We start from the raw sequence: 12,319 nt of genomic DNA, 5'->3' as shown, positions 1-12,319 counted from the left end.
GTACTAAGCCAACCCTATGAATCGGCGCCTGTTCCAAGAATTCTGAAATTTAATGAAGACGTCCTTCGCAGGAACACATGGCAACCGAGACGAGGACCCCGACCCATGATCTTCACACACGCTCGATTGCACGTCCGAAACAGACAGACAGACCTGTCGGCATGAAAAAGCCGGCGCGTCTTTCGACACGCCGGCCGTCACTCTAACGACAGGAGAGACAAGGATACAGCATCAGGAGATCAGTTGCTGGGCTCTGTCGTCGAGTTGTCATTGGAGCCGGACGTCGCGCCGCTGTTGCTGTTGCCGGAGTGCGGCGATGCCGTGCTGCCGGCCGACGGTGCCTTCTGGGCGCCCATGACGCGACCGCTGGTGTCGATCATCATGAGAACCTGCTCGCCATCGGGGGTCTTGGCCTGAACCATGTAGGCCGCGTCCATGATCGATGCGTCCTCATATCCGGCCTTTTCCAGAGCACCCAGGACCTTTTCCTGCGATGCGACCATGTCCTCGGTCGACATCGACGACGACGTGCTGTCGCCCGACGTTGCGGCGGCACTGTCGCTGGTCGCCGCGTCCGGCGATGACGTGCCGGAATCGCTTGTCTGAGCCATCACAGGCGAAATACCGAATGCGAGGACGGCGGCGGTGAGAAGTGTCTTTTTCATAATGATGTTTCCTCGGTACGAGATAAGGGAGCTTTTCAAAATCCCGGCGGCCTCGAGCCGCCAGGAGAGGCAAAACATGAAAGGTCAGCGATCTTAGACGTCGAAGAAGCCGCCATCGCCCATGTCGTCGCCGACATCGCCGAACTCGGGCTCTTCGAGGGCGCCGCTGTCATCGGCATCGTAGCCATCATAAACGCCAGCGTTGAACTCGTCTTCGGTCAGCGAGCCGTCGCTGTTCGCGTCCCAGGAGTCATAGACGCCGCCTTCACCGAAGCCCGTGTTGAACTCTTCCTGGTTGATACCGGCGGTGCCGTCAGTATCCCAATCAGAATAAGCTTCCTGCGCGAAGGCTGCACCGCTTCCGATTGCGAGATTGAAAGCAGCGGCGGAGATGAACGTCGTGATACGATTAGTCATCGGGAACTCCTAGATTGATCGTAATTAATCAGATTGCAGCCGCATCATGCGACCTTGCAGAGTTAAGCGATGCGGATATTGTCCGTTCCACCATTTTGAAAATGTAATGTTTGGGAAAGGTGATTTGGTGCGTCGCCACGCGTGTCGAACGTTTCCCTGACGGACCGCCGCATCCAGCGCAACAATTCAAAGAGTATGGGATCTGGTCGTCGCTGGAGTTCTCGAGGCGGCCTGACAGGAAATCTCGGTCCCGCCGAGATCGCTGTTCCGGAACCCCGTTGCGGGAAGCGACCGGCACGGGGATCGAAGCGCGGGTCCGCGCATGGGTTTCGTAGGCGCAGCCCGGCGCTAGATGAGGTTCCACCATCTGGTCGAATGAAGGAAAAGCTAAAATGCTCAATTGCACTCGTCATGGCTCCGGCCCGCCGCTGCTTCTCGTACACGGCCTCGGCGGCTCCTGGCGGTCGTGGTCGACGATCCTCCCCGCCCTCTCCGCCTCACGGGACGTTCTCGCTCTGGATCTGCCGGGGCACGGCGATACGCCAGCGGATGCCACCAGCGATACGTTCGCGGGGCTTGCGGACAGTGTCGAGACGTTCATTGTCGAAAACGATCTGGTTGGGGTGGACATCGTCGGAAGCTCGCTCGGGGCACGGATCGTTCTCGAAATGGCACGTCGCGGAAAAGCTGGAGCGACGATCGCGCTCGATCCCGGCGGGTTCTGGCAGGGATGGGAAAGAACCTATTTCCGCTCGACGCTTGCTGCGTCGATCCGGCTCGTGCGTGGCCTGGAGCCTGCACTTCCGACCCTTTCCCGATCCGCTCTTTCCCGGAGCATGCTTCTGGCACAATTGTCGGCGCGTCCCTCCAAGCTGGATGGAGAGATGGTGGCGGCGGAACTGAAGAGCTTTGCCACGACGAAGACCTTCGATGCGCTCGTGCGTGACCTTGCCTCGGCTCCCGGACAGGAAGGACCCGCAGCATTCTCGTCCCGACCTGTGGTCATTGGATGGGGTCGGCAGGATCGTCTGTGTCTTCCACGTCAGGCGGCTCGAGCGACGAAAGCGTTTCCGTCCGCAAAGCTGCACTGGTTTGAACAATGCGGGCATTTCCCGATGTGGGATCAGCCGGAGGAAACGATCCGGCTCATTCTCGAAGAAACCGGATAGTCCGGTCTCTGAAACGGCTGCTCTCGCCGCCCGCGTCTGATCGAAGCCGAAAGCTGCCGGTCTCGACAGGCATGAAACGAACACCGGCATCGCCAAGTGACGTATGGGCTTGGTGAGGGCGTTCTCAACAATTGTCTCGACCAGATCCGCCGTCAGGCGTGATACCGAACACGTATACCGAAGCTGGAACCCCATTGGCTTGGCATCGCGTTGGTGAGCCAATTCCTTCCAGACGCCGAGCCAATCGCCCATTCCCGCGCGCCGTCACCGCCCGTTCCAAGCGCCGGAACAGACACTTCAACGAGCGGACATCCTAGAATGTCAGACGCGGCGACATTGTTGCCTTGACGAAAAGCGCGTTCATCGCCGCCTCTATGCCTTCCGAAGGGCTGACCTCGAAAAACAGTCCGGGAGAGGCACAGGCTTTCATCGCCGGACCGATTTCGTTCTGGAACGGCCTGATCCACGTATTGTACCAATTGTTGGACGGAAGCGGCAGGTAGGTGGTGTATAGCACCGCAATCCGCGTTCCGTCCTTCTTGATCTGGTCGCAATATTGGTAGTCGATGGGTTCCTGACAGCGCGTTCCCGTCGGTAATTTCTTGCAGCCCAAGGGCTTGTAGGCATCGGCGACGCCGTCGGATACGAAGAAGAGGATCTGCTCGCGCGCTAACTGGCCCTTCTCAGGGGCCACAGGCTTCGGTATCGCCTTGCGAGCGGCTTTCAGGGTTTCATCGAACGCGGTCAACTGATCCGATTTGTAGTTCTGGTGGGGGATTGTCATCAGGTCCACCTTGCTCGTCATGGTGCGAACGAGGTCGAGATCGTTGGAAAGCGGTGCGACTTCGGTGAAGCCCATGTTTTCGGCCCTGTAGCCGAACGAATAGACCGCCATACGGTATTGATCGCTGCCGATTCGCGTTGCTTTCGCCGTTTCCGTCAACCGCTGGGTCGCCTCGCGGACGAGGTCGATCCGCATCTTGACGCCAAGGGATTTGGCGAGTTTGTAATAGTTATTGGTGCGGTCCAACTGGTGGCAGGCGAAGGCGCACTTGTCGGGCGTATTGTCCTGCAATCTTCGAATGTCCGCGGACGTCGCGCCCACGCCCATCGAGGGCGTGTTGTCGAGCAGCATGTAGAAATCGACCGGCCCCTGCGTTGCCACCTCGGCTTTCGCGACGCCTGTCACATTCAACGTCTCCATGCCGAGGAACGCGCCGAAAAACAATTTCACGTCCGTCGAATATCTGATCTCCGACGTGATCAGCGATTTGGCTTTCGTGACTTTCGGTTCGATCTTCGTGTGACTGCTGTCGCGATCGATTTTCGCGTTGGCATTGAACAGACTGTAAACAAGGGTTTCCGCTTCGCTCACACGACCTTCGGCGTCCTGCTTGACCGCCAGTTCATATCCTTTCGAACCGATAGCGACGGCGGAAAGGACTGCAATATTGGCGGCGCTGCTGAGATCGTCCTTCACCCACTTCACGTGAGAAACATCGATGACCGTTCCCACGCTGACGACAAGCGGGACAAGCAGGAGTGCAAACAGCATTCCGAACGTGCCTGACGTATCGCGAAGAAAGGAACGCATCAACCATCTCCCTCGGACCTTAGCGTAAGCGGTCCTTTATAGGAGCTTCGTCCTTAATAATTTTCCCAACGCCGACTGCTGCTGAGATGGAAGAATCGACCGGTGTGGCGCAGTTGACGCTCGGTGGCGATGCGGGATTTGAAGGATCGCAAGAGTACGCCGGGCGTGCATTCGCCGACTGAGACCGGTCGATTGTCTGACGTGTCAATCATCGACGCGCACAAGCCGAAGCACATGTCCGAGCGAAGCAGAATAGGGCCGTATGCCACCCGTGGCGTCGACGCAGACCTTTCTCGGACTGTCGGTGGCTCAGCCCGAATTCTCACGCACAAGCACCAAGGCTGCTTGTTGTAGACGCACTATTCGGCGTCCTCATCTCCGTTCGAACTCCGATCGCCACAGCGTCCGAAGAAACAAGGCTGTTCCCTACATATGTTCGGTGCGCGTTCCATCTTCCTTGGGGCCGCGTGCGACGATCATAAGCTGATCGTCCGGAAGAGGTTTCTGCAAGTCGCCCGCCTCGGACCAATCCGCGTTCATCCACACGTCGATTTCGTCCGGCGTTCGCAGGATCACCGGCATTGCCTTGGGATGAATGGGCTTCACGACGGCATTGGCATCCGTCGTCAAGAACCCGAACAGATCCGCGTTGATCTCGCCTTCCTTGACCTTGCGAACGCTGGTCCAGTTCGTCCAGATCCCCGCGAACGCCATGAGGGGGCGTTCTTCGCTCGCGGCGAACCACACCGGAGCCTTCTTGCCGTCCCGTTGCGTTTCGTATTCGGAAAACGATGTGAACGGCACCACGCAACGATGCTCCACCCCAAGCCAACGCCGCCAGTGCGGGCTTTTCACGTTTCGAACATTCGTGACGCCGGGATCTGTCTTCCGGCCCTTCAGAACGAAGCCGGGCGATGGCATCCCCCATCGCGCCAAACTCAGTGTTCGCTTGCCCTCGGCCTGCCTCACGATGGGCGCCATGGTGTCGGGAAAGACGCCGGGAAGCGACTGAAGATTTCCAGCGCGATCCTCGATAGCCCGCGTGAACGCGCGAATGGCGGCCTGCCCTTTGGTGATCGAATACAGATTGCACATGTGGAATAACCGCCGTTCTCATGCCCCCTCTTCGGATCTAGCGGACATCAGAATATTGTCTTCCGCCGGCGGGGACGAGGTCGCCATTGCGCGATGCTTTCTCGATCGAGATCGTCCAGAGAGGTATAGCGGACATAGGCGGGCTTCGCTCCGCACCATGAGCATCGGAAGCTTAGAACCTCCACGTCCGCTGTCGGCGGAATCGCTTCCCTCAGATCCGAGCACCGATACACGACGCGCTTGCCGCAAACGCAATGTATCCGGATACCAAATCCGCGCCGAAGCGCCTCTGCGAAATTTCGAATCGTTCGAACCATGCCGCAGCTTCACACGAGAACGCAAAGCGAACAAACTGCGGTCGCCGCGATCCTCACGATGCCCTCGCCGTGACACCGACTGAGAGCCACCTTATTCGATCAATCGGGGAAGCGTTGGCCGCTTCGGTGAGCGGATCATTTCAGGACTGGGGCGTTGGGTCAGGCGAGCGATAAGCCGACCGCTAACGTGTTTCGGGAAAAATCAGTCCGGAGTGCAACGCCGATCTGTTCGAAGTTTCGCGCCGCGCCACAGCCATGCGCCATGTCGCATTTCATGTCGCACGGATTTGCCGATGCTGAATGGAAACCCCTGTAAATCAAGGGAAACGCTTGCGACACGGCCGCGACATGAAATAGGGCTGTATTTCCGCTAAGCGCTTGAAAAGATTGGTAGCGGGAGAGGGACTTGAACCCCCGACACGCGGATTATGATGCGAAAGAACATCCTTTAGCACCTTGATTTTCTTGGGTATTTTCGTCATCGCGCTTTGGCTGCGCTTGCCCAAACAAAAAACTTGTTTCCGCATACTCACATAAATTTAACTGCAAAACCCATCTTTCGGCTCATGCAACCTTAACTAACGTATCATTATGAGTTTGACGCAGCATCCGAGCTATCGATCGTCCAACCGTATCGCAAACATCCGATCTGTCCAAGGCGAACGCAACATTTGCTTCGATGAAGCCCTCTTTTGAACCACAGTCAAACGTTGTGCCGTCAAAGGGCAACGCAGCGAATGCTTGATCCATTGCAAGCGTTCGCATTGCATCGGTAAGCTGAATCTCTCCGCCCATTCCTCGTTCCTGGGTTTCGAGCACATTGAAAATTTCCGGCTGAAGGATGTAACGTCCGGAAATCGAATAGTTCGACGGCGCGGTAGCAGGTTTAGGTTTCTCGACCATGTCTGTCACTCGAAAGCCCTTTCCCATATCCTGACCTTTGCCAACGATGCCATATCGATCAGTCTCGTTCGGATCACATACGTCGACGGATAGGATGTTACCGCCGGCGACGTTGTAGAACTCCACCATCGATGCAAGACACCCCTTCTGTGCCTTCATAACCATGTCGGGAAGAAGAACCGCGAACGGCTCGTCGCCGACCAGTTCTCGGGCGCACCAGACTGCATGTCCCAGACCGAGAGGAGCTTGCTGGCGTGTAAAGCTTGCCATTCCGGGTTTTGGCTGCAGCGCCGAAAGGACAGTCAACTGCTCGGTTTTCCCCCGGCTTACGAGTGTATCGACCAGTTCGGTCTGAACGTCGAAATAGTCTTCGATGACGCCCTTGTTGCGGCCGGTTACGAAGATCAGATGTTCGATGCCGGCGTCCCAGGCTTCATCAACGACATACTGAATGACCGGACGGTCAACGATGGTCAGCATCTCTTTTGGCACGGATTTCGTGGCTGGAAGAAAGCGTGTTCCAAGACCAGCTACAGGGAAAACAGCCTTGCGGATCGTTCGCATAATATCTTCTTTCGAGTTCGTCCGAAGCAATTACATAGTTTTTATTTGGAAACGGCTTTAGCACTTCCATCTGACTTTACAATCATTCGTCTGATCAGGCCACATATTATACTTTGTGTTTTGCACGGCTCCGATACCGAAGCGTGTATCCTTGGTGGAGCGCTGGCTGTCCTGTGCTCGAAATATGCGTTCGGCTTCGCTCAACCGGTTCAGCTTGAAATTGGCCCAGCCTCTTAGAATCTCCCCGCCGTAAGTCTTGCCGCCACGCGCCTCGCGTTTATCAAGGGCGTTCAGAGCTGCCTGATAGTTGCCCGCGTCGAACTGACTTTTGGCATCAACCATCAATTTGTCTGCGCCCCCCCCGGTAGAGCGCACCCGTACAGGTTTCGATTCCGTTACATTCAACCGTTTCTTATCAGAGCGCGTAGATCTCACGGCAGCCTGGTGTACAACCGGGCGATATTCTTTGAAATCGGAGAGAGCGGCATACCGGTCGCCGTATTCGGTTTTAATAGCAGACAGCGCCGAGTTGTCCTTTTCGCGGCTCGCAACAACGGCAAGGCCGACAACTCCTTCCTCGCTAGGCTCCCAAGAGACGGACTTTTTGAACCATTCTCCAGCATCTGTGATCTCATCGCGGGCGATGAAATACCATCCAAGCGTCTGGGCGCCCAAAGCGGACTTGCTGTCATCGACGACCTTCGTAAAGCTGTCTAGATCGCCACGATCCAATGTCTCGTCGTCTTCGAGTCCGTTGATCCGATCTGCTACGATCTCGATGTAGATCTTGCCAAATTCTGGAGAACGATCGCGGTATCGTAGTGCGATCATCTCTGCATTGTCGAGATCGTCGAGATTACGCAGCGAAAGAATGTAACCCTCGATTGCTTTGTCGTCGGCGCCGGCCTGAAATGCTTCCTCGAACCATTCGCTGGCGGCCTGGTATTCTCCTCGTGAATAATTATACCAGCCGATAATTGCGGCGTCGTCACCGTCCGGCTGACCTTTTGCGAACTCTTGAAAGCGATTGAGTTCGGCGGGATCTATCTTTAAATCAGGTATTATGGGGTTCGAAATTGCCTCCGCGATAGCCGATCTTACTTTCGCGAACTGAAGCCCATCAAATTCGTTCATTCCGTCCGGTTGCGTATCACCAAGTGCCAACAAAGCGTCGACACCTTTCTGAGGAAGCAGCGCAGATGCCTTTTCGAGGGTTGCACGCCGCTCCCCGCGGTCTTCGCAGTTCACGAGTATATATCTGTAAAGGTCGAAAGCGTTCGCATAATCGTCGGTACGCGCAAACGCCTCGCCGACCCGCCAAAGCGTATCCATATGTTCACAAACGAGAAGATTAGAATGATCCCGGGCGACCGCGATCGTTCCGGACCAATTGCTTCGATCCGAATTCGCTTGGATTGCTGCCCGCGCCTCGCCTTCTGTAAGTTTAGCCAGAAGGTCGGTCGAAGGACGATAGTTTGGGTCCGCGTTCTGGAGATTTTCAATCTTTTGGCGCGCCTCGAGATATTGGCCAGCACCAAAGAGATCCCATACCGGCTGTTCGTCGACGGTGCTTCGCGGCGCAAACAGATCCGACGGCGGCGCCCACTGGGGATGCAACGTCTTCAGGCGTCGAATCTCCGCCCCGACACGCTCCAAATTGCGTTGATCGGCATAGTAACGCAGCGCCGTCTCGTCGATGATGTTCGTGTCGAATTTTGTCGCGTCCTTCGGCCCGGTACCTAGATCCATTTCGAATGGCTTCGTCGGTCCAGAGCGTTGTGGTGTCTGCACAGCCTGAACTACGGGGACGAACGGGTTGCTTGAGCTGGCTTCCGCTGGTGCTGCATTGGATGTCGCGCCTACCGGCTGAGCACTTGGCGCAAACGATGACGACGCGCCGCGGGTCTGCGCAGGATAGAATTCGTTGAGGGTCGTTCGAGCCTGATCTGAAAGCCCGACGGTCGTTTCTGAACTCTGGGGAACAAGCGGAATAGGGACTTTGGCGAAAGGATCGGCGGTTGCCTGGGCAAATCCGACAGGAGTGACGACCAGAAACGACGTTGAGAGAAAAGTGGCTATGAGAAGCGCACGGGAACGGATCATGGGCATTGGGAATACCTCTCTGAAAACGCAATCAGGGTAAGAAGCTGTAGAGTGCTGGAATAGTAAGTCGAAGGTTCGAAGGTTTCCGTAGACGTGAGATTCGTGTGATGGCCGAGACTGCAAAGCGTCAACTCATGGATCGCGCCGTATCCGCGGCCCCTTATCGGTTCTACGGCGGTCCGTGTTTTGACATCGATTATGTCGAGACCGGCTTCGCCTCCACCGCTCCAGGCGGTGGCAAGCGCTTCAAGGAGCTGAGGGTCAGGCTTTTGGCTCCAGGCAACGTAAAGGGGAATCCGAAGCGCGTTGTAGCCGAACACAGGCTCGAACCCATCCGCCGAAACGGGGTCGTCGCCGCCCAGAGCCGTCCACTCGCTCGGCAGTGTCTTGCCTGAAACAATGACATCACGCAGCAGTCTCATCCCGCTCTCGCCAAGATTAGACTTCGCGAGGACCGGCATCTGTGCCGCGAGCTCCTCGATAGCCGGGAACACCCAGTAGGAAAGATTGACGACGGGGCCGTCGGGCCGATCCTTGCCGGAAAAGCCTTTGGTTCCGGGAAGGAGGACGGAGCCATACGGTGTCACTATCGTCGCCTTTGAAACGATATCATCGACAATGGCTTCGGCTTCCCGGAGATAATCGCGAACGTTCCATTTTTTGTAGGCTCGCAGGAGAGCCCAGGCGATCAGCAGGTCACCGTCCGTCGCATTGTTCATGTCGCTCACATGAGGATCGGCGCTCGGATCCCATTTCCAGGCGGCCAAACTATCATCGCGGACGAGAAGTTCGCGCTCCGTCCAATCCCAGAGACGATCAAAGGCCTCACGGTCCCCGAGCGTCGCAGCAATCAGCATTCCGTAGCCCTGTCCTTCGCTATGGCTTATCGCACCGTTCTCGCGATCAACGATCCGTCCACCGTCAGCCATGAAGATGCTGCGATAGAGTTGCCATGCTCCTATCGTCAAATCGTTCTTCCGTTCGCTGGGGTGCTCCACTTGTGCCGGTTTGGGATTCGCGACGTATTGGATCCAGCGATCCTCGACCGACCATTGGCTTTCTGTTTTACGACCCGAGGCCATGCCGGACGAAATCACGAGAATAGTGAATACCAGGAGGGCGAACTTCATTTGGTGTTCGCTCCAACCCGGCCAATTAGCGCCCGTGTCGACAGCCCGAGTAGCAACGCGATCAAAGAGAGACCGAGAAGATATTCAAGGAGATGACGCGATAGCCATCCTGCGAAAACAAGACGCAGATTGCTGACGGAGCGTGGTTGGGTTTCGAAGAGACGTTCTCCCTCGGCAGCAAAACTCACCAACGTACCATCCGGAGCAAGGGCCACCGCAGCACCTTGTAACTGCTGCCAGTTCGACGGTTCCGTCAGTTCGATAATACCCTGAGAGAGAGAATTTTGATCCGGTCCCGCAACTACAGTCCAGGTTCTTGGAACTGGGCCGGGCGTCGCTGCTTGAGAAATGACGGTTAACGCTGTGGCCTTGTCCGGAATATTCCCCAAAGCGACGAATCCTTTCGTTTCGAGGAAAGACGACAGACCCGGAAGCCTTCCAAATGCCGAGCGCGTACCTTGGAAAAATGCAGAGATACTGTTCCTCAGTTCATCGAGCCGTTCGGTGAGGTTGATCGGCTGTTCGAAGCTGGCAAAAAACGTTGCTTTAACCGGCTCTAACAGCCTCGATCCGCTCGAGAGCGACACTTTATCATCAACGATTTCCGAGACCGACGATTGAAAGGCGGTTCCGTCCTCAAGACCCGTTGCGCGAAGAACTTCACTAGGGAGTGTTGCGTAAGTTCCAATCGCCAGGACATCAGCCTGACCATCGTCCCGCAAGCCAGTTTGAAGCGTTACCGGTCTGATCTGCTTTGATGCTTGTGCGATCCGAGCAATAAATGTCGCGGCTCCGCCAAGCGTAGCTGCGGAACGATCCGTCACGAGAAGGGAGAGCGGTTGATCTGACCTTGGTTCACTATAGGCCGATCCATTAGCTATGAGTGCAAGATCGGGAAGGTGGCCAATCTGTGCAACCTTTGGGAGCTGTAAAGTCGATGTGGATCGAATGGCGAAGCGGGGACGAAGATCCGCCATCACAGTCGGATCACAGGCTACGTCCGCCATGTTAAGGAGAGAAGCTTGGAACGTTATCTTGTTCTTGCCAGGTTTCATGAAGCCGAGAGGGATTTTAATTGTCTGATCTTCGATCGTTCCGCTCAAAGTCGATCTCAGCGGAATTGCGGTCACCTGTCGGCCATTTGCGTTAATAACGAGCGATGCATCGCTCGACAGGTCCGCAGCGTAGGCTGCATCCAGCGTTAGTTCGGCTCGGTCGTAGTCGGCCGGATAGAAGTCGGACGGAAGCGAGAAGGTGATGTCTGAGCGATAGAAGCGCCCGGAGAACTCGCTCGTATCCAGTCCGAGATCGCTCAGAGCGACCGGCTCGTTCGCTTGTAGGTTGGCACCGTTTCGCCTTTCGAGTGCGGCGAGTCCAGTATCGGTACCCGCCGGCTTCAAAGTCCCGGCAAGATCAACGAGATCGGAAATCGCGCGATCGCTCGAGTTTCTCTCACCATCTCCAAGAACTAGTCGTGAAGGCGTCTCCCGCGTCCCTGGCTGATACACGATACCTGGGGAGAGCGTCTGCTCATCGCGGGTATGCCAACCCTCGGCAGACTGACCTCCTGTATTGGCCAGGAGGACGTCGAGGCCAGGACCCATTGCGACTGACGGGCCGATTGTCACGAGCGGCCGCGAGATGTTGCCAATGATGGTGAGGGCCTGTGCGATTGCCATCGCCTGACTGACTTGCGTAGCGTCTGGCGAGGACGTGGGAACAACTATGTTGATCCGCGTTCGGTCTGTTCCGACCCCGGCGATCGTTGCAAGGTCTGATAGTTGGTTCATGGGGATCGATGCGAGACCAAAGTCAATGCCGCTCGCCGCCGGGTCGATCTGTGTCCAGAGTTCATAAGTTCCAGGAAGCGAGCAGTCGACGCGATGATTCTGGTCTGTCATGATCTCGATCGCGTTGAAACCTGGTTGGAGAAGTCCGGCCGGGAGATCGGCCTCGACACGATCGGCCTTTCCTGTCCCCAGCCGTGTCTGAGCGACTGGCACCCCGTTCACGCGAACGTTCAAGTTAGAGGTTTCTGGCATGACGGAGACGGCACTCTGCAAAGCAAGGACAAACTTTGCGTTCCGCGTCGTTTCAATGGGAGTCACGTAGAACGGGATCGTTAGCGTCGTCCGTTCGCCTGACAAAAAGAACTCATCGGTGCTCGCATCAAAACGCCTCAAAGTGCTCGAAGGCGTCTGAACGTCGTTGAGCGAGACGGCGACGTTGGTAGCACTTCGGTCTGCCGCAAATGGGTTCGACTGGTTCTGGGCCTGTGCCGCACCCAAGGATACAGCCGAGCTGAGAGCTGTGATCGCGGTTGAAACGAGAAGCATTCTTGAAAAGTAGAACATGAACCGAG

At 56.5% G+C, this 12,319-nt stretch carries 9 protein-coding genes; 1 reads left to right on the top strand and 8 read right to left on the bottom strand.

Going from position 1 to position 12,319, the window contains the following annotated elements:
• Positions 1–239: 239 nt before the first annotated feature.
• Positions 240–743 carry a hypothetical protein gene (locus U0C82_RS16775; RefSeq protein ID WP_322188717.1) on the bottom strand — a complete coding sequence of 168 codons (504 nt, stop codon included), beginning with the start codon at positions 741–743 and terminating at the stop codon, positions 240–242.
• Positions 744–758: 15 nt separating this feature from the next.
• A complete protein-coding gene (locus U0C82_RS16770) occupies positions 759–1,082 on the bottom strand; it encodes an EF-hand domain-containing protein (protein WP_322188715.1) in 324 nt (107 codons plus the stop codon).
• A 392-nt stretch (positions 1,083–1,474) separates the two neighbouring features.
• On the opposite strand from U0C82_RS16770, the gene U0C82_RS16765 reads away from it, so the two are divergent.
• Complete coding sequence (locus U0C82_RS16765) at positions 1,475–2,251, top strand: alpha/beta fold hydrolase (RefSeq protein WP_322188713.1); 777 nt, start codon at positions 1,475–1,477, stop codon at positions 2,249–2,251.
• Between the two features lie 313 nt (positions 2,252–2,564).
• Here the strand turns inward: U0C82_RS16765 and U0C82_RS16760 are convergent, their stop codons facing one another.
• From U0C82_RS16760 to U0C82_RS16735, 6 genes are all read right to left on the bottom strand, one after another.
• Entirely contained in the window at positions 2,565–3,845 is a 1,281-nt protein-coding gene (locus U0C82_RS16760; protein WP_322188711.1) for a pilus assembly protein TadG-related protein, read from the bottom strand.
• 426 nt (positions 3,846–4,271) lie between these two features.
• A complete protein-coding gene (locus U0C82_RS16755; RefSeq protein ID WP_322188709.1) occupies positions 4,272–4,940 on the bottom strand; it encodes an SOS response-associated peptidase in 669 nt (222 codons plus the stop codon).
• Between the two features lie 881 nt (positions 4,941–5,821).
• Positions 5,822–6,724: a UTP--glucose-1-phosphate uridylyltransferase gene (locus U0C82_RS16750; protein WP_322188707.1), complete on the bottom strand. Its 903-nt coding sequence runs from the start codon at positions 6,722–6,724 to the stop codon at positions 5,822–5,824.
• Between the two features lie 57 nt (positions 6,725–6,781).
• Positions 6,782–8,827: a hypothetical protein gene (locus U0C82_RS16745; RefSeq protein WP_322188705.1), complete on the bottom strand. Its 2,046-nt coding sequence runs from the start codon at positions 8,825–8,827 to the stop codon at positions 6,782–6,784.
• Positions 8,824–9,957, bottom strand: a complete 1,134-nt coding sequence (locus U0C82_RS16740) for a family 8 glycosyl hydrolase (RefSeq protein ID WP_322188703.1) — start codon at positions 9,955–9,957, stop codon at positions 8,824–8,826. Before U0C82_RS16740 ends, U0C82_RS16745 begins: the two co-directional genes overlap by 4 nt.
• Entirely contained in the window at positions 9,954–12,311 is a 2,358-nt protein-coding gene (locus U0C82_RS16735; protein ID WP_322188701.1) for a cellulose biosynthesis cyclic di-GMP-binding regulatory protein BcsB, read from the bottom strand. The genes U0C82_RS16740 and U0C82_RS16735 overlap by 4 nt, the downstream gene beginning before the upstream one ends.
• Positions 12,312–12,319: the final 8 nt, after the last annotated feature.

It is taken from the genome of Fulvimarina uroteuthidis, from assembly GCF_034321785.1.
Lineage (GTDB): Bacteria > Pseudomonadota > Alphaproteobacteria > Rhizobiales > Rhizobiaceae > Fulvimarina > Fulvimarina uroteuthidis.
This window is presented reverse-complemented; position numbering and strand designations above follow the sequence as displayed.